General features: G+C 36.4%; 28 protein-coding genes. 25 read left to right on the top strand and 3 right to left on the bottom strand.

Going from position 1 to position 25,694, the window contains the following annotated elements:
* Positions 1 to 43 precede the first annotated feature (43 nt).
* The 5 genes from B4D49_RS01100 to B4D49_RS01120 all read left to right on the top strand — a co-directional run bounded on the left by B4D49_RS01100 (position 44) and on the right by B4D49_RS01120 (position 6,676).
* The gene (locus B4D49_RS01100) at positions 44 to 844 is read left to right on the top strand and encodes a putative ABC transporter permease (protein WP_286782925.1); all 801 of its coding nucleotides are present in this window, start codon (positions 44 to 46) and stop codon (positions 842 to 844) included.
* 219 nt (positions 845 to 1,063) lie between these two features.
* Positions 1,064 to 1,327 (top strand): phosphocarrier protein HPr, encoded by a 264-nt coding sequence (locus tag B4D49_RS01105; protein ID WP_003064009.1) that lies wholly within the window; start codon positions 1,064 to 1,066, stop codon positions 1,325 to 1,327.
* A gap of 4 nt (positions 1,328 to 1,331) precedes the next feature.
* Positions 1,332 to 3,065, top strand: coding sequence for a phosphoenolpyruvate--protein phosphotransferase (gene ptsP, locus B4D49_RS01110; protein ID WP_132869356.1), 1,734 nt, complete (start codon positions 1,332 to 1,334; stop codon positions 3,063 to 3,065).
* Between the two features lie 351 nt (positions 3,066 to 3,416).
* The gene (locus tag B4D49_RS01115) at positions 3,417 to 4,847 is read left to right on the top strand and encodes an NADP-dependent glyceraldehyde-3-phosphate dehydrogenase (RefSeq protein ID WP_132869854.1); all 1,431 of its coding nucleotides are present in this window, start codon (positions 3,417 to 3,419) and stop codon (positions 4,845 to 4,847) included.
* A gap of 185 nt (positions 4,848 to 5,032) precedes the next feature.
* On the top strand, positions 5,033 to 6,676 hold the full coding sequence (locus tag B4D49_RS01120) for a phosphoenolpyruvate carboxykinase (ATP) (protein ID WP_199544333.1): 1,644 nt from the start codon (positions 5,033 to 5,035) through the stop codon (positions 6,674 to 6,676).
* Between the two features lie 409 nt (positions 6,677 to 7,085).
* Here B4D49_RS01120 and B4D49_RS01125 read toward each other — a convergent pair whose 3' ends face one another.
* Positions 7,086 to 8,171 carry a DEAD/DEAH box helicase gene (locus B4D49_RS01125; protein ID WP_286782926.1) on the bottom strand — a complete coding sequence of 362 codons (1,086 nt, stop codon included), beginning with the start codon at positions 8,169 to 8,171 and terminating at the stop codon, positions 7,086 to 7,088.
* 154 nt (positions 8,172 to 8,325) lie between these two features.
* Between B4D49_RS01125 and udk the strand changes: the two genes are divergently transcribed.
* From udk to B4D49_RS01170, 9 genes are all read left to right on the top strand, one after another.
* Positions 8,326 to 8,958, top strand: a complete 633-nt coding sequence (gene udk / locus B4D49_RS01130) for a uridine kinase (protein WP_074481959.1) — start codon at positions 8,326 to 8,328, stop codon at positions 8,956 to 8,958.
* A 307-nt stretch (positions 8,959 to 9,265) separates the two neighbouring features.
* Positions 9,266 to 10,831, top strand: coding sequence for a 2-isopropylmalate synthase (locus tag B4D49_RS01135; RefSeq protein ID WP_132868959.1), 1,566 nt, complete (start codon positions 9,266 to 9,268; stop codon positions 10,829 to 10,831).
* Positions 10,832 to 10,879: 48 nt separating this feature from the next.
* The gene (gene leuB, locus B4D49_RS01140) at positions 10,880 to 11,917 is read left to right on the top strand and encodes a 3-isopropylmalate dehydrogenase (protein WP_132868960.1); all 1,038 of its coding nucleotides are present in this window, start codon (positions 10,880 to 10,882) and stop codon (positions 11,915 to 11,917) included.
* Positions 11,914 to 12,192: a DUF1294 domain-containing protein gene (locus B4D49_RS01145; RefSeq protein WP_132868961.1), complete on the top strand. Its 279-nt coding sequence runs from the start codon at positions 11,914 to 11,916 to the stop codon at positions 12,190 to 12,192. The genes leuB and B4D49_RS01145 overlap by 4 nt, the downstream gene beginning before the upstream one ends.
* A gap of 37 nt (positions 12,193 to 12,229) precedes the next feature.
* Positions 12,230 to 13,618: a 3-isopropylmalate dehydratase large subunit gene (gene leuC / locus B4D49_RS01150; RefSeq protein ID WP_132868962.1), complete on the top strand. Its 1,389-nt coding sequence runs from the start codon at positions 12,230 to 12,232 to the stop codon at positions 13,616 to 13,618.
* 12 nt (positions 13,619 to 13,630) lie between these two features.
* Complete coding sequence (gene leuD, locus B4D49_RS01155) at positions 13,631 to 14,221, top strand: 3-isopropylmalate dehydratase small subunit (RefSeq protein WP_132868963.1); 591 nt, start codon at positions 13,631 to 13,633, stop codon at positions 14,219 to 14,221.
* A 140-nt stretch (positions 14,222 to 14,361) separates the two neighbouring features.
* Positions 14,362 to 14,859 (top strand): GAF domain-containing protein, encoded by a 498-nt coding sequence (locus B4D49_RS01160; RefSeq protein WP_132868969.1) that lies wholly within the window; start codon positions 14,362 to 14,364, stop codon positions 14,857 to 14,859.
* A complete protein-coding gene (gene dnaX, locus B4D49_RS01165) occupies positions 14,859 to 16,538 on the top strand; it encodes a DNA polymerase III subunit gamma/tau (protein ID WP_132868964.1) in 1,680 nt (559 codons plus the stop codon). Before B4D49_RS01160 ends, dnaX begins: the two co-directional genes overlap by 1 nt.
* 88 nt (positions 16,539 to 16,626) lie before the next feature.
* Positions 16,627 to 16,821, top strand: coding sequence for a DUF3272 family protein (locus B4D49_RS01170; RefSeq protein ID WP_074481966.1), 195 nt, complete (start codon positions 16,627 to 16,629; stop codon positions 16,819 to 16,821).
* Here the strand turns inward: B4D49_RS01170 and birA are convergent.
* Positions 16,802 to 17,734 (bottom strand): bifunctional biotin--[acetyl-CoA-carboxylase] ligase/biotin operon repressor BirA, encoded by a 933-nt coding sequence (gene birA, locus B4D49_RS01175; RefSeq protein WP_132868965.1) that lies wholly within the window; start codon positions 17,732 to 17,734, stop codon positions 16,802 to 16,804. The genes B4D49_RS01170 and birA overlap by 20 nt on opposite strands.
* A gap of 384 nt (positions 17,735 to 18,118) precedes the next feature.
* Here birA and metK point away from each other — a divergent pair, with 384 nt between their 5' ends.
* From metK to B4D49_RS01195, 4 genes are all read left to right on the top strand, one after another.
* Positions 18,119 to 19,309 (top strand): methionine adenosyltransferase, encoded by a 1,191-nt coding sequence (gene metK / locus B4D49_RS01180; RefSeq protein ID WP_286782927.1) that lies wholly within the window; start codon positions 18,119 to 18,121, stop codon positions 19,307 to 19,309.
* Positions 19,310 to 19,424: 115 nt separating this feature from the next.
* Positions 19,425 to 20,264: an AraC family transcriptional regulator gene (locus B4D49_RS01185; RefSeq protein WP_286782928.1), complete on the top strand. Its 840-nt coding sequence runs from the start codon at positions 19,425 to 19,427 to the stop codon at positions 20,262 to 20,264.
* Positions 20,265 to 20,590: 326 nt separating this feature from the next.
* The gene (locus tag B4D49_RS01190; protein ID WP_286782929.1) at positions 20,591 to 20,773 is read left to right on the top strand and encodes a hypothetical protein; all 183 of its coding nucleotides are present in this window, start codon (positions 20,591 to 20,593) and stop codon (positions 20,771 to 20,773) included.
* 20 nt (positions 20,774 to 20,793) lie between these two features.
* Positions 20,794 to 21,288: a modification methylase Sau96I gene (locus B4D49_RS01195; RefSeq protein WP_286782930.1), complete on the top strand. Its 495-nt coding sequence runs from the start codon at positions 20,794 to 20,796 to the stop codon at positions 21,286 to 21,288.
* Between the two features lie 239 nt (positions 21,289 to 21,527).
* On the opposite strand, the gene B4D49_RS01200 is transcribed toward B4D49_RS01195, so the two are convergent.
* Entirely contained in the window at positions 21,528 to 21,998 is a 471-nt protein-coding gene (locus tag B4D49_RS01200; protein WP_286782931.1) for a hypothetical protein, read from the bottom strand.
* A 158-nt stretch (positions 21,999 to 22,156) separates the two neighbouring features.
* Between B4D49_RS01200 and B4D49_RS01205 the strand changes: the two genes are divergently transcribed.
* The 7 genes from B4D49_RS01205 to B4D49_RS01235 all read left to right on the top strand — a co-directional run bounded on the left by B4D49_RS01205 (position 22,157) and on the right by B4D49_RS01235 (position 25,674).
* A complete protein-coding gene (locus tag B4D49_RS01205; RefSeq protein ID WP_286782932.1) occupies positions 22,157 to 23,653 on the top strand; it encodes a primase C-terminal domain-containing protein in 1,497 nt (498 codons plus the stop codon).
* 148 nt (positions 23,654 to 23,801) lie between these two features.
* Positions 23,802 to 23,975, top strand: a complete 174-nt coding sequence (locus B4D49_RS01210) for a hypothetical protein (protein ID WP_286782933.1) — start codon at positions 23,802 to 23,804, stop codon at positions 23,973 to 23,975.
* A gap of 10 nt (positions 23,976 to 23,985) precedes the next feature.
* The gene (locus B4D49_RS01215) at positions 23,986 to 24,189 is read left to right on the top strand and encodes a hypothetical protein (RefSeq protein WP_111698748.1); all 204 of its coding nucleotides are present in this window, start codon (positions 23,986 to 23,988) and stop codon (positions 24,187 to 24,189) included.
* A 182-nt stretch (positions 24,190 to 24,371) separates the two neighbouring features.
* Positions 24,372 to 24,788 carry a hypothetical protein gene (locus B4D49_RS01220; protein WP_286782934.1) on the top strand — a complete coding sequence of 139 codons (417 nt, stop codon included), beginning with the start codon at positions 24,372 to 24,374 and terminating at the stop codon, positions 24,786 to 24,788.
* Positions 24,781 to 25,209: a thioredoxin family protein gene (locus tag B4D49_RS01225; RefSeq protein ID WP_286782935.1), complete on the top strand. Its 429-nt coding sequence runs from the start codon at positions 24,781 to 24,783 to the stop codon at positions 25,207 to 25,209. The genes B4D49_RS01220 and B4D49_RS01225 overlap by 8 nt, the downstream gene beginning before the upstream one ends.
* Positions 25,202 to 25,384: a hypothetical protein gene (locus tag B4D49_RS01230; protein WP_286782936.1), complete on the top strand. Its 183-nt coding sequence runs from the start codon at positions 25,202 to 25,204 to the stop codon at positions 25,382 to 25,384. Before B4D49_RS01225 ends, B4D49_RS01230 begins: the two co-directional genes overlap by 8 nt.
* 14 nt (positions 25,385 to 25,398) lie before the next feature.
* On the top strand, positions 25,399 to 25,674 hold the full coding sequence (locus B4D49_RS01235) for a hypothetical protein (protein WP_286782937.1): 276 nt from the start codon (positions 25,399 to 25,401) through the stop codon (positions 25,672 to 25,674).
* The last annotated feature ends 20 nt before the right edge of the window (positions 25,675 to 25,694 follow it).

Here is a 25,694-nt window from a genome sequence, read left to right on the forward strand (position 1 = left end):
TTGTTATAATGAGAATAGTTTGAATTTTAGAGGTTAGAGTTTTATGGGCTATTCTGTGACGGATATTATTTTTTTATTTTTTATCTATTCATTCATCGGTTGGCTTTGGGAGACCATCTATTGTTCTATAAAAGATAAAAAGTTTGCTTATCGTGGCTTTTTGGTCGGACCGTATTGCCCAGTTTATGGCTTTGCGGTGACAACTGTTTTGTTAGCAACACAGCCCTTTCAGCATAATCTTTTAGGTCTCTTTGTTAGTGGTATGCTTGTAGCAACGATATTTGAATTTATTGCAGCTTGGTTGCTGGAGACCTTTTTCCACATGAAACTTTGGGATTACACCAATGAAGTTGGAAATATTAAAGGTTGGATTGCCCCAAGAATTTCTCTTTTTTGGGGATTTAGCATTGTTATTCTTGTTAAATTTATTCAGCCTGATGTGATGCGTTTGATAAATCATTTGAATCAATGGATAGCATTAGGTATTGTTTGTCTTATGACAGCTGATTTGATTTGGACAGTCCTTGATACGGTGAAATTCCAACAAGCAGCGCAAGCTTTTGAAAAATATGTTCGTGCAGAGCAAGAAAAATTACGAGAAACGGTTAAAAATGAAGTGGGAGACTTGTCAAAACAAGCCGAAGTCTTCAGTAAGCGTTTGGATAATCTGCGACTTCATATTAATGATACATTAAAAGAAAAAGGAGTACAGCCATTTCGTTTTAACCAACGTCGTATGCTTCGAAACTATAAAAACTTCAGTTTGACTACGGCACCATTCTTCAATGAGCTTCGAAAACAAACAGCGGCTTTGAAAAGAAAAAAGGCTGATAAAAAAGATTAATCAATAAATGGAAGCGAGTTCAACTTGTTTCTATTTATTTTTGAAAAAAACAGGTAATTTTACAGCCCAAAAGTGGCGTTTTTCCTTAATTTTTCAAAAAAGAAGGCGCATACAAGGTGTGTAACTATTGAAATAAAAAAGGGTTTATGCTATAATCATAGCTTGTAAGGGTTATCATAAGGTAATCCGAAAAAACACAAATAAAAGGAGAACCATAATATGGCTTCAAAAGATTTTCACATTGTTGCAGAAACAGGTATTCACGCACGTCCAGCTACTTTGCTTGTTCAAACAGCTAGCAAATTCGCTTCAGACATCACTCTTGACTACAAAGGTAAAGCAGTAAACCTTAAATCAATCATGGGTGTTATGAGTCTTGGTGTTGGTCAAGGTGCTGACGTAACTATCTCTGCTGAAGGTGCTGACGCTGATGACGCACTTGCAGCAATCGAAGAAACAATGACAAAAGAAGGATTGGCTTAAGAAAATGACAGAAATGCTTAAAGGAATTGCCGCATCTGATGGTGTTGCTGTTGCTAAAGCGTATCTACTCGTTCAACCTGATTTGTCATTTGAAACTGTTACAGTTGAAGATACAAGTGCAGAGGAAGCTCGCCTAGATGCCGCATTGAAAGCATCACAAGACGAGCTTTCTATTATACGTGAAAAAGCAGTAGAAACACTTGGCGAAGAAGCAGCTGCCGTATTTGACGCACATTTAATGGTTCTTGCTGACCCAGAAATGATCAGCCAAATTAAAGAAACTATTCGTGCAAAACAAACTAACGCAGAAGCAGGACTTAAAGAAGTGACTGACATGTTCATCACTATCTTTGAAGGAATGGAAGATAACCCATACATGCAAGAACGTGCCGCAGATATCCGCGACGTTGCTAAACGTGTATTGGCTCACCTTATCGGTGCTAAACTTCCAAACCCTGCAACAATTGATGAAGAATCAATCGTTATTGCACACGATTTGACACCTTCTGATACTGCCCAATTGAACAAACAATTCGTTAAAGCCTTTGTTACAAACATTGGAGGACGTACAAGTCACTCAGCTATCATGGCTCGTACACTTGAAATTGCTGCTGTTCTTGGGACAAACGATATCACTAGCCGTGTTAAAGATGGCGATATCGTTGCTGTAAACGGTATCACTGGTGATGTTATCATCAACCCAACAGATGAAGAAATTGCTGAATTTAAAGCTGCTGGTGAAGCGTATGCTAAACAAAAAGCTGAATGGGCTCTTCTTAAAGATGCTGAAACAGTAACAGCAGATGGTAAACACTTCGAATTGGCAGCTAACATTGGTACACCTAAAGACGTTGAAGGTGTTAATGCTAATGGTGCAGAAGCAGTTGGTCTTTACCGTACAGAATTCTTGTACATGGATTCACAAGACTTCCCAACTGAAGATGAACAATATGAAGCATACAAGGCTGTTCTTGAAGGCATGAATGGTAAACCAGTTGTGGTTCGTACAATGGATATCGGTGGGGATAAAGAACTTCCTTACTTCGACCTTCCAAAAGAAATGAACCCATTCCTTGGATTCCGTGCACTTCGTATTTCTATCTCAGAAACAGGAAATGCAATGTTCCGTACACAAATCCGTGCTCTTCTTCGTGCATCTGTACACGGACAACTTCGTATCATGTTCCCAATGGTTGCACTTCTTAAAGAATTCCGTGCTGCTAAAGCAATCTTTGATGAAGAAAAAGCTAACCTTAAAGCTGAAGGCGTTGCCGTTTCAGATGATATTCAAGTTGGTATCATGATCGAAATTCCAGCTGCAGCTATGCTTGCAGACCAATTTGCGAAAGAAGTTGACTTCTTCTCAATCGGAACAAACGACCTTATCCAATACACAATGGCTGCTGACCGTATGAACGAACAAGTTTCATACCTTTACCAACCATATAATCCATCAATCCTTCGTTTGATTAACAACGTTATCAAAGCAGCTCACGCTGAAGGTAAATGGGCTGGTATGTGTGGTGAAATGGCCGGTGACCAAAAAGCTGTTCCACTTCTTGTCGGAATGGGACTTGACGAGTTCTCTATGTCAGCTACATCAATTCTTCGTACACGTAGCTTGATGAAGAAACTTGACACTGCTAAAATGCAAGAATACGCTAACCGTGCTCTTACAGAATGCTCAACAATGGAAGAAGTTCTTGAGCTTAGCAAAGAATATGTTAATGTTGACTAATTAACATGAGGAAGCTTTTAACATTTTGTTAAAAGCTTTTTTTAATGTTAAAATTTTAAAGATTTTACCTAAATCAAATCAAAAGTATAATATTTTTTCTAATGGAAAAATATACAAAAAAATTATAAAAACAAAATTTTAATCAATTGAAAAAATTCTCTAAATTCTGATTATAGCAAAACATATGTAGGAATTAGAGGACTTTTCTCATTTTGTTAGATATTTTATAATTATAACTATTTGACGGTACAAAGTTTTTGTCTAAATTTTCAGACTTTTTTTGTGTTTAAATATTGAAAAAAGTTAAAAAAGTGATAAAATGGAGTTATCACATTTAAAAGGAGATATCACTTGACTAAACAATATAAAAATTACGTCAACGGTGAGTGGAAACTTTCTAAAGAAGAAATCAAAATTTACGCTCCCGCAACTGGTGAAGAACTTGGTTCTGTTCCTGCAATGAGCCAAGAAGAAGTTGACTATGTATATGCATCAGCCAAAGCAGCTCAAAAAGCATGGCGTGCACTTTCATATGTTGAACGTGCTGAATACCTTCACAAAGCAGCTGATATTTTGGTACGTGATGCTGAAAAAATCGGTGCTGTTCTTTCAAAAGAAATTGCTAAAGGTTACAAATCAGCTGTTGGAGAAGTTATCCGTACTGCTGAAATCATTAACTATGCTGCTGAAGAAGGCGTACGTCTTGAAGGTGAAGTTCTTGAAGGTGGAAGCTTTGATCCAGCAAGCAAGAAAAAAATCGCTATTGTTCGTCGCGAACCAGTAGGATTGGTACTTGCTATTTCACCATTTAACTACCCAATCAACCTTGCAGGTTCTAAGATTGCTCCTGCCCTTATTTCAGGGAACGTTGTTGCCCTTAAACCACCTACGCAAGGTTCTATCTCAGGTCTTCTTTTGGCTGAAGCATTTGCTGAAGCTGGACTTCCTGCAGGTGTCTTCAATACAATCACAGGACGTGGTTCAGTTATCGGTGACTACATTGTAGAACATGAAGCTGTTAACTACATTAACTTTACAGGTTCTACACCAGTTGGTGAACACATTGGTCATTTAGCTGGTATGCGTCCAATCATGCTTGAACTTGGTGGTAAAGACTCAGCTATCATCCTTGAAGATGCTGATCTTGACTTGGCTGCTAAAAACATCGTTGCTGGTGCTTATGGATACTCAGGACAACGTTGTACAGCTGTAAAACGTGTTCTTGTTATGGATAGCATTGCTGACAAATTAGTTGAAAAAGTTTCTGCACTTGTTAACAACTTGACTGTTGGTATGCCAGAAGATAACGCTGATATCACTCCACTTATTGATACAAAAGCAGCTGATTACGTTGAAGGTCTTATCAAAGATGCTCAAGAAAAAGGTGCTAAAGAAGTTATTTCATTCAAACGTGAAGGTAACCTTATCAGCCCAGTCTTGTTCGATAACGTTACAACTGATATGCGCTTGGCTTGGGAAGAACCATTTGGTCCAGTCCTTCCATTTATCCGTGTGAACTCAGTTGAAGAAGCTATCGAAATTTCAAACAAATCTGAATACGGTCTTCAAGCTTCTGTATTTACAAACAACTTCCCATTGGCATTCAAGATTGCTGAACAACTTGAAGTGGGTACTGTTCACATTAACAACAAAACACAACGTGGTACAGATAACTTCCCATTCCTTGGTGCTAAAAAATCTGGTGCTGGAACACAAGGTGTGAAATATTCAATTGAAGCTATGACAACTGTCAAATCTACTGTATTTGATATTGCCAAATAATAGATAAAAGGTTAGAACATTGTTCTAGCCTTTTTGTTTTTTCAGAAATAGAAGGAAGGGAAGTTGTTCTTTTTTTGAAAATTTTTAGAAATTATTTCTTTTTTCTAATATTTTCACACTTTTAATTATGAAAACGCATACTTTTTTGGTAGAATGAAATTAACCATACAAATAGGAGGTAGAAAATGGTAACACGTAATCAATTTTCAACTTTAGAAATGCGCAAATCAAGTCCGTATTTTTCTGCATTAAAAACTATTGTCGAAACAGCATTTTATGAAAACCAGGTTCACCCAATTAAAACCTTAGAAGAGGCATATCAACTGGCTTCAAATGCTGCAGGTACAGTGATTTTAGACATGCCTGTCATTCATACTAAGGAATTGGGACTGCCTTCCTATGCTCGTGTGTTGTTAACAAATTCTGGTGCTGTGGTTGGACGAACAGCTAAAGCACGCCGTATTTTTGGTCAAGACGAAGATGAAGATGAACGTCTCTTGTCTATTGTCAGAAGTGCAGTTTATCAAGCGCACCGTCGTCAATTTTACAAAGCTGATGCTATTGTAGGGTTAGATGAAGAATTTATGGTACGTGCTCATTTGATGGTACCAGAAGAAGAGATTAACAATCTTTATTCATGGTTATTGAATTTCCAAATTTTGGATGAAGAGTTTAAGAATCGCTTGAAAGTCTCTAAATCTTACGATGAAGATGATATTTTTGTTTTCTTTGATCCTAAATGGTCTCATCCAGCTTATCCAGATGGTCTAGTTTATTTTGATACTAACCATAACTGTGTTGCTATTCTGGGGCTTAATTATTTTGGTGAGTTGAAAAAAGCTACTTTGACACTTGCTTGGGGGACAGCGGCTCGTAATGGCTATGTTTCTTGCCATGGTGGTTTGAAGATTTTCCAAGGTAAGGAAGATGGAAATGACTATGTGGCATCATTCTTTGGTTTATCTGGTTCAGGAAAATCTACTCTAACTCATGCTAAGCACAATGGTAAATATGATATCAAAGTTTTGCATGATGATGCTTTTGTTATTTCAGAAAAAGATGGTTCATCTATTGCATTGGAACCTTCATATTTTGATAAAACTAATGATTATCCAACTGGACACCCAGAACAAGATTTCTTTGTAACAGTACAAAATTGTGGGGTTACTTTGGATGAAAATGGTCGTAAGAAATTGATGACAGAAGACATTCGAAACGGTAATGGTCGAACGGTTAAGTCTCGTTTCGCAACGCCAAATCGTGTCGATCATATTGAAGAGCCAATTAATGCTATCTTCTGGATTATGAAAGACGATTCACTACCTCCATTGATTAAGATTAATGATCCTCTGATGGCAGCTACGATGGGTTGTACCTTAATGACCAAACGTTCAAGTGCAGAAAACATCGAAGGCAATAAACAAACACTTGTCATTGAACCATTTGCTAATCCATTTAGAGTTTATCCTTTGGTTGAGGATTATCAAAAATTCCGTTCATTATTTGAAGGAGATGTTGATTGTTATATCATTAATACCGGAACTTATATGGGACAAAGTATTCCAAAAGAAGTTTCTCTTGGCATAATTGAAAAAATTGTCGATGGCAATACAGAATTTAAAGATTTTGGTCCAATTGAAGGATTTGAGTATTTAGATTTATCTGAATATCCTATTCACGATTTTGATAATAAATACAAACAACTCATCCGTTCACGTATGCAATTCCGTTTGAATTATTTGTTATCTTTCAATCAAAATAATCCAAAACTTGCCTTGCCAGTTGAAGCTATTTCACGTTTGGAAAGAGTTATTAATAATTTGAAATAAGAAAGGGAGTGAGACAAATAAAGTCTCCAGTGGAGATTTTATTCATGAGCCTAAAAATTAAAAAGCGAATTAGTAATTTCGTAGAAATTCGATTCCTCAGCAAGTCTTAATTTCTTGTTGCTGACCTAAAACGGTCTATTCCCAGACCGTTTTTGACACTTACTCCGTAAGTTTTATTTCCCGATTAAAAAGGTTCACCGAACCTTTTTAACTCACCCCCGCATGGCTCAAAAGGTTTGGGAAACCTTTTGAGGTTGGAAATGAAGTCAAGCGTAGCTTGATGTCAAAAGGGTTGTAAAGGCTGATTTATAAGCGTATTAGAACCCACTCAACTACTGCGTCTTGTAAACAATAACTATATAAATAAAGAAGCTGAGGACTTTTGTCTCAGCTTCTTTAGCTTACTATTTTATTTTTTTAAATGAATTTCTTGTTTCTTGAGGTAAACTTCTGAGACAGGAGCGTATTTTTTCAGTTTTTTCAATTCTTCTTTGTGTGTGATAAAGGTAATCACGACACCAGCTTTCCCCATACGTCCTGTTCGTCCAGCACGGTGTGTGTAAGTTTCTTTGTCACGAGCAAGGTCGAAGTTGATAACATATTCAAGGTTTTCAATGTCAATGCCGCGTGCGACAAGATCAGTAGCAAGAAGTAATGAGAGTTCGTGGTTTTTGAATTTTTCAAGAATAACTTTACGGAACTTCACGTTAATATCAGAAGCCAGTGAAACAGCTTGAACATTGTTAAATTGAAGACGTTCCTCAGCAGCTCCTAAATCAGATAAGCTGTTGAAGAAGACTAAACCGCGAAATTCTGGAATATTTGAGAATTTACGAAGTAATTCTAGACGATCACGCTTATCAACAGAGATGTAGTAGTGAGCAATTTGATCTAATGTTTGATCAGAAAGGTCAATGGTTAAAGTATTTTCAGCAAGAACCTCAGGATCAACTTTATCTGTTGCACTCATGTAAATCATTTGATGGTCACGTGGAACACGGTGAATGATGTTTTCAACAAAGTGGTACTGTGAATCACTAAGTAATTCGTCAAATTCATCTAAGATGATGGTATCAACATTCATCATCTTAATTTTTTTGAGTTTAACTAATTCAAAGACGCGACCTGGTGTTCCGATAAGAATTTCAGGACCTTTTTTCAAACGTTCGATTTGACGTTTTTGACTAGAACCAGAGATGAAGAGTTGAGTTGACAGATTGAGAGGTTCAGCCCATGTTTTTGTAACCTCAAAAATTTGCCCAGCTAACTCTGTATTTGGAGCTAAAATTAGCAATTGTTGAGACTTTTTAGGTTTTAGTTTTAATAATGCTGGAAATAGATAAGCCAAGGTTTTACCAGTCCCTGTTGGACTGATGCCAAGTAGATTATCTCCTTGTGAAATGGGTTCAAAAACTTGTTTTTGAATGTCTGTTAATTTTGTAAAGCCAGCATTTTTTAGTTGGTCTTGCCAGACAGATGGAAATTGTGAAATCATAGTTTTCCTTTTCTATGTTTTAAATCTTTATTTCATTATAACATAGAAAAAGCGAAGTTTTTTTATTTAAAGGGAAAGTAAGGGATTTCAATGTTTGAAAAATTTGGAAAAAGTAGTAGAATAGATAGGAAATATTTTTTATTTGGAGTAATAAATGCGTAAAAAACCTATTATTATTGGTGTGACTGGTGGTTCTGGAGGCGGAAAAACCAGCGTTTCTAAAGCAATTTTGGCAAATTTCCAAGATCAAAAAATTGCTATGATTCAACACGATTCTTACTATAAAGATCAAAGCCACTTGACTTTTGAAGAACGTGTATCAACTAACTATGACCACCCACTTGCTTTTGATACTGATTTGATGATTGAACACATCAATGAATTGATTGCAGGTCGCCCAGTAGATATTCCAATTTACGACTACACACTACACACTCGTAGTGAAAAAACATATCGTCAAGAACCTCAAGATGTTATCATCGTTGAAGGTATCTTGGTTCTTGAAGACAAACGTCTTCGTGATTTGATGGATATTAAACTTTTTGTTGATACTGATGATGATATCCGTATTATCCGTCGTATCAAACGTGATATGGAAGAACGTGGACGTAGCCTTGATAGTGTTATCGAACAATATACATCAGTGGTTAAACCAATGTTCCATCAATTCATCGAACCAACAAAACGTTATGCAGACATCATCATCCCAGAAGGTGCTTCAAATGTTGTCGCAATCGACCTTATCAATACTAAAATTGCTGCAATTTTGAAAGATAACGAAGAATAAGTGAAGGGCTGGAAAACCAGCTCTTTTACTTTTTTGAAATTATTTTCAGAAAATTTATTTTATTGAGATTATTCTGTTGACTTTTAGCTTAGAAAGGGGTATTATGTTAAAAAATGAAAAACATCGAAGGGAAAATAAGTCAATGACATTCGCAACAATGACAGTCTTGCTATTGCGTAATGAGGGCTAGTGCAGAAAAAGCATTAGTCCTGTTTGGCTTACCAAGCGGGATAAAAACATCTCGCTTGACCGTGAGATGTTTTTATTTTTATATTAATGTTTTTGCTAGAATTAGAAAGAGGTTACTATGCGTAAAGTTGAATTTCTTGATACCACTCTTCGTGACGGTGAACAAACGCCTGGCGTGAATTTCTCTGTTAAAGAAAAAGTTGCGATTGCTAAGCAACTTGAAAAATGGGGCATTGCTTCTATTGAAGCAGGATTCCCAGCTGCTAGTCCAGATTCTTTTGAAGCTGTCCGTCAAATTTCAGAAGCTATGACAACAACAGCGGTATCAGGTTTGGCACGTTCTGTGAAATCTGATATTGATGCTTGTTATGAAGCCTTGAAAGATGCTAAATACCCACAATGTCACGTTTTCATCGCTACAAGTCCAATTCACCGTGAATATAAACTGAAAAAAACAAAAGAAGAGATTCTTGAAATTATCAAGGAACATGTTACTTATGCGCGTAGTAAATTTGATGTGGTAGAGTTTTCTCCTGAAGATGCCACTCGTACGGAGCTTGATTATTTGCTTGAAGTTGTTCAAACAGCAGTAGATGCAGGTGCTACATATATCAATATTCCAGATACTGTAGGATTTACAACACCTGAAGAATTCGGTAATATTTTTAAATACCTTATTGAAAATGTAAAATCTGACCGTGATATTATTTTCAGTCCACACTGTCATGATGACCTTGGTATGGCTACTGCTAATACCCTTGCAGCTATTAAAAATGGTGCAGGCCGTGTAGAAGGTACTGTTAATGGCATTGGTGAACGTGCTGGTAACGTTGCTCTTGAAGAAATCGCAGTGGCTCTTAACATTCGTGAAGATTACTACCAAGCAACATCAGATATTGTTCTTAATGAAACAGTTAATACGTCAGAATTGATTTCTCGTTTCTCAGGTATTCCAATTCCTAAAAACAAAGCAGTTGTCGGTGGTAATGCCTTCTCACACGAATCTGGTATTCACCAAGATGGTGTGCTTAAAAATCCGCTTACTTATGAAATCATCACTCCAGAACTTGTCGGTGTTAAGCATAATTCACTACCACTTGGTAAACTTTCAGGTCGTCATGCCTTTGTTGAAAAACTAAAAGAATTGGAAATTGCTTTTGAAGAAACTGAAATCAAACCACTCTTTAGCAAATTCAAAAAATTGGCTGATAAGAAAACAGAAATTACAGATGCTGATATTCGTGCCTTGGTTGCGGGTACAGAAATTGAAAATCCTGAAGGTTTCCACTTTGGTGATTTGAAATTAACTTCTAATCCAGATGAAACAGTGACTGCTGAAGTGGTGATGATTAATGCTGAGGATGAAGAAGTTGATGTAACAGCAGATGGTAAGGGTTCTGTGGAGGCTATTTATAATGCAGTTGATAAATTCTTCAATCAAAAAGTTCGTCTTCTCAGCTACACTATGGATGCTGTAACAGATGGTATTGATTCACAAGCTCGTGTATCAGTTTCTATTGAAAATATTGATACTGGTACTATTTTCAATGCATCAGGTATTGATTTTGATGTTCTAAAAGCTGGTGCCATTGCGTATGTTAATGCCAATGCTTTAGTACAAAAAGAAAATGCGGGAGAAATTGGAAAAGCTGTTTCATTCCGCGATGTGCCTACAAATGATTAAGAAAGGATAGGGCGTGAAGAACAGTTTGTTTTCCCGCAAGTGATGACTATGACTAAAAAGATTGTGACCTTAGCTGGTGATGGTATTGGACCAGAAATTATGGCAGCAGGCTTAGAAGTTCTTGAAGCTGTTGCTGATAAAATTGGATTTGATTATGATATTGATGCTAAACCTTTTGGTGGGGCAGGGATTGACGCTTGTGGACATCCACTACCAAAAGATACTTTAGATGCTGCTAAAGCTGCAGATGCTATTTTGCTAGCAGCTATTGGTGGACCGAAATACGATAATGCAACAGTTCGTCCTGAACAAGGGTTGCTTGCTATTCGTAAAGAATTGAACTTATTTGCTAATATTCGTCCAGTTCGTATCTTTGATGCCCTTAAACACCTATCACCATTGAAACCTGAACGTATTGAAGGGGTTGATTTTGTGGTGGTTCGTGAATTAACTGGCGGTATCTATTTTGGTGAACATAAGCTGGAAGACGAAGCGGCGCGTGATATTAATGATTATTCAGCTCAAGAAATTCGTCGTATCATTCGTAAAGCCTTTGAATTGGCTCAAGTTCGTGGTAAAAAAGTAACTAGTATTGATAAACAAAATGTTCTAGCAACTTCAAAATTGTGGCGAAAAGTGGCTGAAGAAGTAGCTCTAGAATTTCCAGATGTCACTTTGGAGCACCAATTAGTGGATAGTGCAGCTATGATTATGATTACAAATCCATCACGTTTTGATGTTGTGGTGACTGAAAATCTATTTGGTGATATTCTCTCTGATGAGTCAAGTGTTCTTCCTGGTACTCTTGGGGTTATGCCTTCAGCTAGTCATTCAGAAAATGGACCAAGTTTGTATGAACCAATTCATGGTTCAGCGCCTGATATTGCTGGAAAAGGGATTGCTAACCCAGTTAGTATGATTTTGTCAGTTGCTATGATGCTTCGTGAAAGTTTTGGTGAGCTTGCTGGAGCCGAAATGATTGAAGAAGCTGTTGATAAAACCTTTAATCAAGGTATCTTGACACGTGATTTAGGTGGTCAAGCCTCAACAGCAGAAATGACAGCAGCAATTATTGCAAATCTATGAGTTTAAAAGATTATACAGTCCTTGTTTTTATTCTATGGAATGTCTTTGTCTTTATCACTTATGGTGTTGATAAACAAAAGGCAAAGTCTGGCCATTGGCGAATTCCAGAAAAGACATTATTGTGGGAAAGTATTTTACTTGGTGGAGTGGGAGCTTTACTTGGCGGTAAATTTTTTCACCATAAAACCTTAAAATGGTATTTTAAAGTATGTTGGTATTTAGGGATTATTATTGACATTGCTTTTGTTTATTGGCTTTTAGTCATATGGCATTGATGGTTAAGGAATAAATAAGAAGACAGTGGAGGAAAATATGAGCGGAAAATCAATTTTTGATAAGCTTTGGGAACGTCACGTGATTACTGGTGAAGAAGGCGAACCTCAGCTTATGTATGTGGATCAGCATTATATTCATGAAGTAACAAGTCCGCAGGCTTTTCAAGGCCTTAGAGATGCTGGTCGCAAGGTGCGTCGTCCAGAGTTAACATTCGGAACAACTGACCATAATGTTCCAACGGTTGATATTTTCAACATTCGTGACTTGATTTCAAAAAATCAAATTGATACTCTTGCACGAAATGTTGAGGAGTTTGGCATTGATGCAGCAACACATGGTACAGAACGTCAAGGAATTGTTCATATGGTTGGTCCAGAAACAGGACGCAGTCAACCCGGTAAATTTATTGTCTGCGGGGACAGCCATACAGCAACACACGGCGCTTTTGGAGCGATTGCTTTTGGTATTGGAACATCAGAAGTTGAACATGTATTTGCTACACAATGTATTTGGCAAGTTAAACCGAAAAAAATGAAGGTTGAATTTGTCGGAAAACCACAAAAAGGTGTGTACTCAAAAGACTTTATCCTTGCTCTGATTGCTCAATATGGCGTTGATGCTGGTGTTGGTTATGCGGTTGAGTATTGTGGTGAAGCTATTGATGCTCTTTCAATGGATGAACGCATGACTATTGCTAATATGTCTATCGAATTTGGTGCCAAGATGGGCTTGATGAATCCAGACCAAAAGACTTTTGATTATGTTAAAGGTCGTGAAGCTGCACCAAAAGGTGACAAATTTGAGCAAGCTGTAGAAGATTGGAAGACATTGGTTTCTGATCCTGATGCTGAATATGACAAAGTCATTACCATTGATGTTTCTGAATTAGCACCGATGGTGACTTGGGGAACAAACCCAGAAATGGGTGTTGAGTTTGGTAAACCGTTCCCAGAAATTAAAGACATGAATGACGAGCGCGCTTATCATTATATGGACATTAAGCCTGGTGATAAAGCTGAAGATATTGATTTGGGTTATGTTTTCATTGGTTCTTGTACCAATGCGCGCCTATCAGACCTTGAGTTAGCAGCTAAGATTGTCAAGGGCAAACATATTTCACCGAATCTAACAGCAATTGTTGTTCCAGGTTCGCGTCCAGTTAAGAAAGAGGCAGAGCGTCTTGGCCTTGATAAAATTTTTATGGATGCTGGTTTTGAATGGCGTGAGCCAGGATGCTCAATGTGTCTTGGAATGAACCCAGACCACGTGCCAGAGGGGGTTCATTGTGCCTCAACAAGTAACCGTAACTTTGAAGGTCGTCAAGGTTTTGGAGCAAGAACTCACCTTTGTAGCCCAGCTATGGCAGCAGCGGCAGCTATTGCAGGTAAGTTCGTTGATGTTCGTCAACTATCTGAAGTTCAGTAAAGGAGAGAGATAATGGAAAAATTTACTGTTTACACAGGGAAATCTGTCCCTTTGATGAATGATAACATTGATACTGACCAACTCATTCCTAAGCAATTCCTAAAAGCAGTTGATAAAAAAGGTTTTGGTAAGAATCTTTTGTTTGAGTGGCGTTATCTTAATGATAATTATGATGAAAATCCTGACTTTATCTTTAATCAACCTGAATATCGTGATGCAACTATCCTAATTTCTGGAGATAACTTTGGGTCAGGGTCATCGCGTGAGCATGCGGCTTGGGCTTTGGAAGATTATGGTTTTCGCTGTGTCATTGCTGGGTCATTTTCAGATATTCATTATAATAACGAATTGAAAAATGGAATGCTTCCAATTGTTCAACCTTTGGAAGTTCGTCAGAAATTAGCTGCGCTACCAGCTGGTGAAGAAATCACCATTGATTTGCCAAATCAAGTCATCAAATCTTCAGCTGGAGAATTTCCATTTGATATTGATAGTGAGTGGAAACGTAAGTTGGTTCTTGGCCTTGATGATATTGGAATTACCCTTCAATACGAAGATTTAATTTCAGCCTACGAAAACAATCGACCAAGTTACTGGCAATAAGTTAAAAATCAGTAGGTAAACAAACGAAGCAGTCATTTTAATATAAATTGAGTTGAGATGCCATTGTCTCAGCTCTTTTTTACTCAAATATCATTTTTCAAAGTATGACGAAGTGGCGTTTTTTTGCTATAATTAACCTTATGGAAAATACTAAGAAAATTGAGAATTATGAAATCATGTTAGCGCAAGCAAATGCTTTATTTGCTAACGAGAAGAACTTGTTGTCAAACCTTTCAAATGCCAGTGCGCTCTTGAAAATGACTTTGCCAAATTCTGTTTTTACAGGATTTTATCTTTACAATGGTGAAGAGTTGCTTTTAGGACCATTCCAAGGTGGTGTATCTTGTGTGCACATTAAGCTTGGTAAAGGTGTTTGTGGGGAATCAGCTGCTAATCGTGAAACAATGATTGTCGCAGATGTCACAAAACACGCTAATTATATCGCTTGTGATTCAGCTGCCATGAGTGAAATTGTTGTTCCTATGGTCAAAGACGGTAAATTGGTTGGTGTTTTAGATTTGGATTCACGTTTAACAGATGATTACGATGCTATTGACCAAGAATACCTTGAAAAATTTGCAGCGATTCTTGTTGAAAAATCATATTGGAATTTAGATATGTTTGGAGTTGAAAAATAATGTATCAAGCCCTCTATCGAAAATACCGTAGTCAAACCTTTGATGAAATGGTTGGGCAAACGGTTATTTCAACGACCTTAAAGCAAGCTGTATCTTCTGGAAAAATTAGTCACGCTTACTTGTTTTCAGGTCCACGAGGAACTGGTAAAACCAGTGCCGCTAAAATTTTTGCTAAGGCTATGAACTGTCCTCACCAAGTTAATGGCGAACCATGTAATCAATGTGATATTTGTCGTGATATCACTAATGGTAGTCTTGAAGACGTCATTGAAATTGATGCGGCCTCTAATAATGGTGTTGATGAAATTCGTGAAATTCGTGATAAATCAACCTATGCCCCAAGTCGTGCTACCTATAAAGTTTACATCATTGATGAAGTGCATATGTTATCAACTGGAGCTTTTAATGCACTTTTGAAAACTTTGGAAGAGCCAACTGAAAATGTTGTCTTTATTTTAGCAACGACAGAACTGCATAAAATTCCTGCGACAATTTTGTCACGTGTTCAACGTTTTGAGTTTAAAGCTATTAAATTAGCAGCTATCCGTGATCATTTGGCTAGTATTTTAGACAAAGAAGGTATTTCTTATGAAGAAGACGCCTTGACCTTGATTGCACGCTGTGCAGAAGGTGGAATGCGTGATGCACTTTCTATTCTTGATCAGGCATTGAGCTTGACAGCTGATAGTCACGTATCATTAGCTATTGCAGAAGAAATCACTGGCAGCATTTCAATGACGGCTTTAGATGATTTTGTGGCAAATGTTTTAGCGAATCAAACTAGTCAAGCATTGGCAAATCTTGAAACGATTTTCGATAGCGGTAAGAGTATGAGTCGTTTTGCAACGGATTTATTGAATTATCTTCGTGATTTATTGGTTGTTCAAAGTGGTGGTGAAAATACTCACACTAGTCAAACCTTCCAAGAAAATCTAGCTGGCCTTCAACAAGAACGCATTTTTGCTATGATTGACCTTGTGACTAAAGCCTTACCTGAAATTAAAAATGGTGTTCAGCCTAAAATTTATGCTGAAATGTTAACCATTCAATTATCAGAATCAGGTAAACAAGCAGCTCTAGCCCAAGTACCAGAAGGTTTATCAGATGAACTTGCAAGACTACAGTCAGAAATCAAGGACTTGAAAGATGAACTAGCTAAACTAGATAGCTCTGCAATTTCACAAAAGGCGCCAAACCGTAAAAAATCTAGGGCAAGTTATCAATACAAGGTTGATCGCGTTAAGATTTTGACGATTATGGAAGAGACGATCGTAGATAGTCAGAAATCAAGAGAGTATCTTGAAGCTCTTAAAGGAGCTTGGAACGAAATCTTAGATAGTATTTCTGCTCAAGATCGTGCTCTTTTACTTGGTTCAGAACCTGTTCTTGCCAATAGTGAGAATGCAATTTTGGCCTTTGATGCAGCTTTCAATGCTGAGCAAGCTATGAAGCGCACTGATTTAAATGATATGTTTGGGAACATCATGAGTAAAGCTGCTGGCTTTTCACCAAATATTTTGGCTGTCCCGCGAAAAGACTTTAACAGTATCCGAACAGAATTTGCTCAAAATTTGAAAAAACAAAAACAAGCACCCGTTCAAGAAGAAGTTAAAGATGATTCCTTTATTCCAGAAGGGTTTGACTTTCTAGCAGATAAAATTAATAAAGTAGAAGATTAAAAAGAATCCGAGTCATGACTCGGATTCTTTTGCTACTGAAAGCAGGATAATAACTGATAAAAGCAAGTATCTATGCTATAATAAACCTATGACTAAGAGACGTTTTATATTAATGGCACTGATGTGTGCTTTTGAAACTTACTTTTTTAATGAATGTTTATTTGATGGTGACTATTTCTTTGCTTTCTTTTGGGGGCTATTGTTACTTCGTGATATTCAGCGTGCTTACACAGTTGATAAACTGTTGCAGACCTTGACCTCAACTACCAAGAAGAAAGACTAATCTCACCACTGCGGAGTAATTTCTCTTGACCATCGTCAAGTTTAACAATCAGGTGTCCTTGGTTTGTAATATCTTGGGCAAGGCCTGTATATAGACAATCATTTTCCATAAAGGTCACTTGTTTGTTGAGAACAAGTGATTTTTCTTTATAGACTTTGATTAAATCCTTTTCTGGAATGGTAAAGAAGAGATTCCAGATTTCGGTAATGAGTTGGTTGCGTGTAATACTTGGTTGAGTAGAAAAAAGTGAGCCGGCTTTTTCAGAAATATCAGCTGGAAAGTCTGTGATGTGGAAATTGATGCCAACTCCAATAATAACATCGGTAATTAATCCTGTTTCAACAGATGAAATAGCTTCAGTTAAAATGCCAGCGATTTTTTTACCATTATAGTAGATATCGTTAACCCACTTGATTTCTGTTTCGATGCCTGTTAGTCGAGAAATGGCTTTTACGATACTTGAAGCAACCATGAGAGTATATGGTTTGACGTCTTCAAATGGAACATTTGGTTTGAGGTGGAGGGACATGTAAATGCCACCTTGTTTTGAAGCAAAAAATTGTCTCCCAAAGCGCCCTTTAGCTTGTTCTTGGCTTGGAGCTAAGTAGAGGTGCGCTTCTTTATCTTCATCTAAATGATTTTTAGCATCTAATTGAGTTGATTGACTTTTTTCGTTGAGACTAACAGCTATCTTTAAATCTTTAGAAATGATTTCTGGAAGTAGCAAGTCACCTGAGAGAATTTTATAGCCACGTTTTTTAACAGAATCAATCTGAACGCCTTTTTCTTCTAAAGTCTTGATGGCTTTCCAAATTGCGGTGCGTGACAGTTCGAATTCATTTGCCAAAGTTTCTCCGCTAATATAATCATTTTGGTTTTGTAAATAATGATAAATTTTTTCGTAGGTTTTCATACCAATAGTATAATATATTTTTTCTAAATATTCTTAATGAAAAATGAATTTGTTACGAAATGGTAAGATATTTTCTATAGGCAATTTAGGCAAAATGTGATACACTATTCTAGTCAATGAGTCCCGATAAGACAATCTGGCGGTTTAATAGTGTGTTCATCTTCGTTAGCTCATCTTGATATTCTTCAGTATTATTTGTGATTTCGCTGCCTTGACTAACACGCTATTAACCGCGCCATCTCTTTTTAGATGATTTAGATTGGTACTTTGTAACTCATTAGAAATGTCTGTTTTTGATGCAGGGATTTCGAGAGGGAAAATTCCCGACATTTTAATGCTTAGAGGTATTGAAATGAAAAATTAATGATATGGGGGGACATTTTTATGTCAGAACGTAAACTTTTCACGTCTGAATCAGTTTCTGAGGGGCATCCAGATAAGATTGCAGACCAAATTTCAGATGCTATTTTAGATGCTGTGTTGGAACAAGATCCTGATGCACACGTTGCAGCAGAAACAGCTGTATACACTGGGTCAGTCCATGTTTTTGGAGAAATTTCAACAACAGCTTATGTTGATATTAACCGTATTGTTCGCGATACTATCGCAGAAATCGGTTATACAAATGCTGAGTATGGCTTCGCTGCTGAATCAGTTGGGGTTCATCCATCATTGGTTGAACAATCACCTGATATTGCACAAGGGGTTAACGAAGCATTAGAGGTTCGTGGAAATGCTGATCAAGATCCACTTGACTTGATTGGTGCTGGTGACCAAGGTTTGATGTTTGGTTTTGCTGTTGATGAAACGCCAGAATTGATGCCGTTACCAATTTCACTTTCTCATAAATTGGTTAAAAAATTGGCAGATTTGCGTAAGTCTGGTGAAATTTCATATCTTCGTCCAGATGCCAAATCGCAAGTAACTGTTGAATACGATGAAAATGATAAACCAGCTCGTGTGGATACTGTTGTTATTTCAACACAACATGATCCAGAAGCAACAAATGAACAAATTCACCATGATGTGATTGAAAAAGTTATCAAAGCAGTTATCCCTGCTAAATATCTTGATGACAAGACTAAATTCTTTATCAATCCAACAGGACGTTTTGTTATCGGTGGTCCTCAAGGGGATTCTGGTCTAACAGGACGTAAAATCATCGTTGATACTTATGGTGGTTATGCTCGCCATGGTGGTGGTGCTTTCTCTGGTAAAGACGCTACAAAAGTTGACCGTTCTGCATCATACGCTGCACGTTACATCGCTAAAAATATTGTTGCTGCTGGTTTTGCAACAAAAGTCGAAGTTCAATTGGCTTACGCAATTGGTGTAGCACATCCTGTATCAGTTCGTGTTGATACTTTTGGGACAAATACTGTACCAGAAAGTAAATTGGAAGCTGCTGTACGTCAAGTCTTTGACCTACGCCCAGCAGGTATCATTCAAATGCTTGATTTGAAACGTCCAATTTATCGTCAAACAGCTGCATACGGACACATGGGACGTACAGATATTGATCTCCCATGGGAAAAACTTGATAAAGTTGATGCTTTGAAAGAAGCTGTAAAATAGAAATTGAATCGTTGTACTATTGGTACAGCGATTTTTTTATCTTAGATTTTTTGTTTCTAAAATCTAGGGTGAGTTTTCCTCAATTTTGATAAACTATAAATAGGAGGTGACTTCCATGATCAATCGATTTAACCAAACCTTGACTTACCTTGAAAGTGTTCTGGACTCAGAAATTGATAAGAAGAAAATTCAACAGCTGTCTGGCTATTCCTATTCTATGTTTTCTCGCTTGTTCTCTGTTTTAGCGGAGATGACTTTGTCGGAGTATTTACGCAAGCGTAGATTATCAGGAGCGGTGCATGATTTAAAACAAAATTCTGATAAAATTATTGATATTGCAATGAAATATGGTTATGATTCAGCTGATAGTTTTAGTACAGCTTTTAAAAAATTTCATGGAGCAACGCCATCTGAGGTTAGAAATGGTGTGCCCTATAAGGTTTTTCCAAAAATTGAGCTATCCCTAAAAATTAGCGGAGGAAAGAAGATGAATGTTACTATTGAAAAGAAAGCAGCTTTTGCTGTTGCAGGTGTACTGGAAGCAGGAATTAAAAGCGAGGATTGTCCAAAAGTTTGGGATAAATTGTACGCTACTTATGATTCTAACTGCTTGAAGAAACTAGGAAATGCTCAGCTATTTGGAGTTTCTTCAGAGCTCTCAGAAGGCGAAGGAATTAGTTATTTAGCTGGGGTTGACGTTACTGATAAAGAAGCAGCACAAAAATTGGGATTGACCATCTTAGAAGTAGAAGAAGCAGAGTACGCTGTTATACCAGTACGAGGGAATGTGCCTGATTCTATTCATGAAGCGTGGAAGTATGTCCTTGAAGTTTTCTTTCCAGAAAATGGTTATCGTCATTCAGGTGCTCCTGATTTCGAAGTTTATGCTGAAGGCGATATCCATGCTGATGACTATGAAATGGCATTATGGATACCAATTGTAAAAGAAGACTAATCATAAATTTTGTTGAGGACTACTTATTTTTAATAAAATCTATAAATCTGTTATATTTGCCACAAAATCGACATTAAACTAGTCAGAGTTACTGATTTCAAGGGATTTTTACTGAAAAAGTTTGAGAAATAAAAGTAATACTTTGAAGCTATAATATTCAAATCTAAAAAAATATGACAAAATCTTAACAAAGTGTCAAAATATTTACCATGTAAGTGGTAAGAGTTTTTAGAATCAAAAATAATTTAAAATAAAAATATAGAGAACGGAGAAATCTGTTCTCTTTTTTGTTCGCTTAAAATTTTTATGAAAGGAGAATTTTTTACATGAATGGTTTAGAAATTGTCATGGATATTGAAACGTTAGAAATTTTTGAAGTAATTGATCACGATGGAAAAGATGATGAAATAGTAGAGTTTCAAAGTTCTGATTTTTCTGATAAACGAGATTCAAATGTCGTTGTCCAGTTGAATTTATTTGAATCAATGTTTGCTGAAAACTCAACTTAATCTATAGGAGAGTGAAACTAATGAAAAAGAATCATTTATATGAAGAATTACTCAACAGCGAGCCGCTTGGCTTTATTGATCCCTTTACCGATCTTGGGGAGTTTGATGTCGTTCAGATGAAGTTCAAAGAGCCTGTGCATCAGTTAAGAAATAAATACTCAGATCAGCCGTATTCTAAAAAATGGCAATTAAAAATTGAAGAGATGCGAAAACTGTATATTCAATATCAACTTAGTTTGCAAGAAGACAATAGAAAAGATAGATATTCCAGACGACCAAAGACTAAAGTCTCTAAAGAACACATAGATGAGATTGTAACGAATTATTTAAAATTGGGATTTAGTTTTCGTGATATTGAAAAAAGAGTGTCGATTGCCTATCAAACTTTGAGGAATCATTGGAATCGAAGCGACTATATTCAGACAGTAGAGACTGAGTTTTATTTAAAGTCAGATTTAAGAGACGGTTATTACTCACCTGGAGCATCACTTCCTAAAAGTATGAAGATTAAGTAACGAAGAAATATTTAAATGAGGAGGTATTTTGAATCAAATGATCAGAAATTTAATTTTAGATATAATATCACTTTTGGATAAAGAACATCTCACGAGAGATATATTACTTATATTTCTTATTGATGGCTTACTCTGGCTTAGGTTGAAGAAGATAAAAAGTCAAAAAGAAGAATATTTAACAGGAAAACGTTTGGGACCTTTTGAGAATTCAATAGATAACTATTATAGTGATTCGGGAATTACAATTTTTGGCATAGCTCTATCAACCATTCTAATTGGAATTTTGTTATACCTTCAGTTATCCATGTAGTTTTAAGAATTAGTAATGCAGCCATCATAACAAAGGCAACTATAATACTCCATCTATCATCTTTTTGCCACACTTTTGTTATTCCACGACATATAAATACAACAATGTTTTGAATGAAAGCATATAAAGCAATGCAATAAACAAGGAATATAAGACCGTTTTCCAAAGGTGGAATAATAATTCTTCTGAAATAGAGACAAGTAAATAGATAAATATATTGAGCAAACTCGTTAATATTCCATGTGATTTGATAGGTTGTTGAGTCAATAGATACAAAATTTTTTATTAATTCAATAATGAAAAATACTACTGCTGAAAGGATATACAAGTAAATAAATAGCTTAAATGAAAATTGAGGCAGACTGATATTTTCTAAGCCAAAAGTTATTAGTTCATTCATTGTCCTAGGGCATAACAGATAAGCTAATAGTAAAAATAGAAGGTAATTATTGATTTTATACAGATTAAGAAAACTGGATTTTATGAGTTCAAACATAATAAACGCCTTTCTGATTTATGATTTTTCTTCATTATAACATAGTGAAAATAGGAGAACTTATGGATATTGAAACGATTTATAGTCTTATTCTAAAGGATGGATTGAGACAGACAAAATTTAAAAATAGTCATTTAAAACCAGTTTCTTCAGCTGAAGAAGAAGGGAATAAAGGTGCTATCTTTGGATTTTGCACGAAAGCAAACATGACCAAGGCTCGAGGTGTAGTTTTAACATCACTTGAAGCTGTTTTAGAAAACCAGAATAACTTTACACACTGGACGCCGAATGTTTATCGATACGGAACGTATAGTGATGACTACCGCCAATTTACTAAAGGTCATGCTGAAGATAATCTGAGACAGGTTAATACATTTTATATTGATTTTGATATTCATTCTTCAGCCGAAGCAATGACAAGTAGTGATATTTTAACCGCTGCGATTGATTTGGGTTTTATGCCAACGCTGATTTTAAAATCGGATAAAGGCTACCAAGCCTACTTTATTTTATCAGAGCCTGCCTATGTGACAGCTCATTCAAATTTTAAAGTGATCAAAGTTGCTAAAGCAATTTCTCAAAACTTGAGACAGTATTTCGTACAGACATTACCAGTTGATATGACTTGCAATCATTTTGGAATTGCACGTATGCCACGAACGGACAATGTGGAGTTCTTTCACAAGGATTACACTTATTCATTCCAAGAATGGCTTGATTGGTCAATGAAGCAATCTGAGCTTCCGTTTCCAAGCAAGAAACCCAATTTAACCGTGATTGCTGGAACTGAAGGGATTAAACAGATTGATGAACCCTGGTATCAACTATTACTGAACGAATCAAATATCAAGGGTGCTAAAGCGTTAATGGGAAGAAACAATGTTCTCTTTACGTTAGCCCTGGCAAATTTCTCAAGTGGTGTCTCTCAGACCGATTGTGAGCTCGTTTTAGATGATTTTAATGGACGATTGGACGAACCGCTCGCTTCAAGCGAAGTTCTGAAGCTCATCAATAGTGCTTATTCAGGAAAATACGAAGCGGCTAGTCGTGATTATATCACGTTGCTTTGCAGAGCATGGGTTGATCAAAAACTAAAGGCTTCAGATTTATTTGTTAAGCAACGCTGGTACAAGTTTAAGAAGAAACGTTCAGAGCGCAAGAAAAGTCACCTTTACGAATGGAAAGCGGACGTCATGGCCTATTTAGAAGGTTTCTATGAGACACAAGATCCATTTATTCAAACAACAAAGAAAGCAATCAGAGAAGAGCTCCATATTCCAGAACGCTCACTTGATCGTGTATTAAAAACCTTAAAAGCCGAACAAAAGATTTTCTTTAAAATCAAATCTGGTCGAGGTGGCGGTATTCGTATTGCTTCCGTTAAAGCGATTATCTTATCACTTATTCAAGTGAAAAAGGAACGTCAAGAGGCGTATTTTGCAAATATTGCACGTTTCTTTGAAGACAGTCTCAACTATACCAAAACAGTTATTGAAGGAGTAAAACATGAGCTTAAACACGTTAAACAGCTATCATTATTTGAACAGGATATTGGTTAATCACCGTAAAAAATAAAACCCGCCAACTGCCTTTACATTTATATCTATGATAATGAGAGGCAGAGCGAGAGGCAACTAAAATAGTAATTATAAATATTAGTATTAAAATACTAAGTTATAAAAAAGAAACAGAGGGAGAAGAAGGAAAATGAAAATCTTATTAGTTGTTATCAGTATTATATTTGTTTTGTTTGTTGTTCTAACAATAGGTATTTTAAAAGTAAATCATAGGATTAGATATGCAAATGGGTATGATAGTGAGTTAGAAAATGACTATCAAACCATGATTGAGTTGTATGGTCATGCTGAAAAAAGAAAGTGAGGAGAAAAGGATGAAGTACATTATTTTTAGTTTTGAAGAAGGAGATTATCTCTATGATGACAATGGGAAACTCTTAATCTTTGAGAGTCAAGGCTTAGCGTTTCAGTATATGCAGACTCATTATCATCAACCATTACCAAAGCATAAGACGAAGAAAATTATGAACTACCCAAAATATTACCAGGCACCATTTAGGTGTCACAAAGTTTGCTAGGAGGACCGCTGATGAAAAACGATAATGATTTGGTTACTAATTTGTTCTTATTTGGTTTGCTACTGTTTGGAGAACAGTGCTAGTGTTTTTCAAGCAGATTGAAGCTGCTATTTATACTAATACGCTAGTGATAGCGATTAGAGCGTTATTACTACAAGAGGATAAGTGAAAGGAGATTTAGCATGTCAGAAGCGTTTAAAATTGTTCGTGGTTATTATTTAACAGCACTCGGTCAAGAACCACTCGCTTATTATTTTAAAGTACCGCAAGATCATCCAGATTTTGAGCTAATAGAAGCAGGACAAGTGGCCTTAACCTTTTATCAAAATGGTGAAGCGATTACGAGTCTTCCAGCATTAATTCGAGTGGATGGCGTGATTACCAATGATAAAGTCGTGTCAGACTATTTAGCAAGTGAACAAAGAGATCATTTTCCTATGTTACCAATCGTTGAAATTTCCGATGTCTTTGATCCTCTCGTTTTTAATCAGATGTCTAAGACCTTTGATGGACTGCGTCAAGAATTAAAAGAACTGGCACAGGTTCACTATATTCAAGGAGATTTATTTGAATTTTTTAAGGAGGAAAATGATGAGTAGAAAGCCCTATATTCTTACCCTTGCTCTTGTAATAATAGATTTGATGTTTTTAGGTGTCAGTTTTCCTATTGTAAAAGACTTTGTTTTTGATTATAACTATGAGTTAACAGCTGATGTCTACGTGGATACAGCTATCAATCAAAATGTTAACCTGGTCTTTTATAAAACAGGTTGTCCTTATTGTAAGGCAGGTAAGAAAGCCGTTGTGACCGCTGCGAAAGAAAGTGCTTATCCAACTTTTTACATCGACGTTGAGTCAGATAAAGGACAACAATTGGTGAAACAATACCAGGTTGAAAAAGCAGCAACCATCATCACGTTAAGAGATGGTGAGTCACAGCTTTACCTCTATGCTAAAAAAACACAAGCAGGTAAAATTACGGCTAATACGAAGAATATCAAGGAGGCGTTTAATGACTAATATTATCAGTGCCCTTGCTCATGGTATCTTTATGTTTGCCTTATTATTCGTTTGGTTCTTTCCACTTTGTCGAGTAAGCATTAGAACGAAAAAGAAAAGCCGTGAGCTAAAACTGTCACTAGCATTAACGATGCTAGCTAAGATTTTAAAACCTGACAGCCAGTTGAATGGGTGAATTGGAGGTAATCAATGACCTTATCCGTTATCTTGAACATCATTATGATTGCAATAGGGGTTATCATACATATGATTGGTTTTGGGTATCTATTTTTTAACCGATCAATCCACATTTCCTCTCGTGGTCGTGTGTCAATTTGTTTTACAGGAAAATATTCTGATTTGATGACAGCCTTATGGATTATTGGATCAATCATTATGATTATTGGTGGTACCATGCTTGTAAATGCATTGATATTTTTAAAATTTAGAGTGGAGGAAAATAGATGGAACAAACTACAATTGTGAAAAAAATTTTATACTTAACT

The sequence above is a fragment of the Streptococcus sp. UBA4344 genome (assembly GCF_002393675.1).
GTDB classification, from domain to species: Bacteria; Bacillota; Bacilli; order Lactobacillales; family Streptococcaceae; genus Streptococcus; species Streptococcus vicugnae.

Bases quoted from the DNA above. Each gene is read 5' to 3' on its own strand.
- B4D49_RS01100 (WP_286782925.1), top strand. From the start codon at position 44: ATGGGCTATTCTGTGACGGATATTATTTTTTTATTTTTTATCTATTCA.
- B4D49_RS01105 (WP_003064009.1), top strand. From the start codon at position 1,064: ATGGCTTCAAAAGATTTTCACATTGTTGCAGAAACAGGTATTCACGCA.
- ptsP (WP_132869356.1), top strand. From the start codon at position 1,332: ATGACAGAAATGCTTAAAGGAATTGCCGCATCTGATGGTGTTGCTGTT.
- B4D49_RS01120 (WP_199544333.1), top strand. From the start codon at position 5,033: ATGGTAACACGTAATCAATTTTCAACTTTAGAAATGCGCAAATCAAGT.
- B4D49_RS01125 (WP_286782926.1), bottom strand. From the start codon at position 8,171: ATGATTTCACAATTTCCATCTGTCTGGCAAGACCAACTAAAAAATGCT.
- udk (WP_074481959.1), top strand. From the start codon at position 8,326: ATGCGTAAAAAACCTATTATTATTGGTGTGACTGGTGGTTCTGGAGGC.
- B4D49_RS01135 (WP_132868959.1), top strand. From the start codon at position 9,266: ATGCGTAAAGTTGAATTTCTTGATACCACTCTTCGTGACGGTGAACAA.
- leuB (WP_132868960.1), top strand. From the start codon at position 10,880: ATGACTAAAAAGATTGTGACCTTAGCTGGTGATGGTATTGGACCAGAA.
- B4D49_RS01145 (WP_132868961.1), top strand. From the start codon at position 11,914: ATGAGTTTAAAAGATTATACAGTCCTTGTTTTTATTCTATGGAATGTC.
- leuC (WP_132868962.1), top strand. From the start codon at position 12,230: ATGAGCGGAAAATCAATTTTTGATAAGCTTTGGGAACGTCACGTGATT.
- leuD (WP_132868963.1), top strand. From the start codon at position 13,631: ATGGAAAAATTTACTGTTTACACAGGGAAATCTGTCCCTTTGATGAAT.
- B4D49_RS01160 (WP_132868969.1), top strand. From the start codon at position 14,362: ATGGAAAATACTAAGAAAATTGAGAATTATGAAATCATGTTAGCGCAA.
- dnaX (WP_132868964.1), top strand. From the start codon at position 14,859: ATGTATCAAGCCCTCTATCGAAAATACCGTAGTCAAACCTTTGATGAA.
- B4D49_RS01170 (WP_074481966.1), top strand. From the start codon at position 16,627: ATGACTAAGAGACGTTTTATATTAATGGCACTGATGTGTGCTTTTGAA.
- birA (WP_132868965.1), bottom strand. From the start codon at position 17,734: ATGAAAACCTACGAAAAAATTTATCATTATTTACAAAACCAAAATGAT.
- metK (WP_286782927.1), top strand. From the start codon at position 18,119: ATGTCAGAACGTAAACTTTTCACGTCTGAATCAGTTTCTGAGGGGCAT.
- B4D49_RS01185 (WP_286782928.1), top strand. From the start codon at position 19,425: ATGATCAATCGATTTAACCAAACCTTGACTTACCTTGAAAGTGTTCTG.
- B4D49_RS01190 (WP_286782929.1), top strand. From the start codon at position 20,591: ATGAATGGTTTAGAAATTGTCATGGATATTGAAACGTTAGAAATTTTT.
- B4D49_RS01195 (WP_286782930.1), top strand. From the start codon at position 20,794: ATGAAAAAGAATCATTTATATGAAGAATTACTCAACAGCGAGCCGCTT.
- B4D49_RS01200 (WP_286782931.1), bottom strand. From the start codon at position 21,998: ATGAATGAACTAATAACTTTTGGCTTAGAAAATATCAGTCTGCCTCAA.
- B4D49_RS01205 (WP_286782932.1), top strand. From the start codon at position 22,157: ATGGATATTGAAACGATTTATAGTCTTATTCTAAAGGATGGATTGAGA.
- B4D49_RS01210 (WP_286782933.1), top strand. From the start codon at position 23,802: ATGAAAATCTTATTAGTTGTTATCAGTATTATATTTGTTTTGTTTGTT.
- B4D49_RS01215 (WP_111698748.1), top strand. From the start codon at position 23,986: ATGAAGTACATTATTTTTAGTTTTGAAGAAGGAGATTATCTCTATGAT.
- B4D49_RS01220 (WP_286782934.1), top strand. From the start codon at position 24,372: ATGTCAGAAGCGTTTAAAATTGTTCGTGGTTATTATTTAACAGCACTC.
- B4D49_RS01225 (WP_286782935.1), top strand. From the start codon at position 24,781: ATGAGTAGAAAGCCCTATATTCTTACCCTTGCTCTTGTAATAATAGAT.
- B4D49_RS01230 (WP_286782936.1), top strand. From the start codon at position 25,202: ATGACTAATATTATCAGTGCCCTTGCTCATGGTATCTTTATGTTTGCC.
- B4D49_RS01235 (WP_286782937.1), top strand. From the start codon at position 25,399: ATGACCTTATCCGTTATCTTGAACATCATTATGATTGCAATAGGGGTT.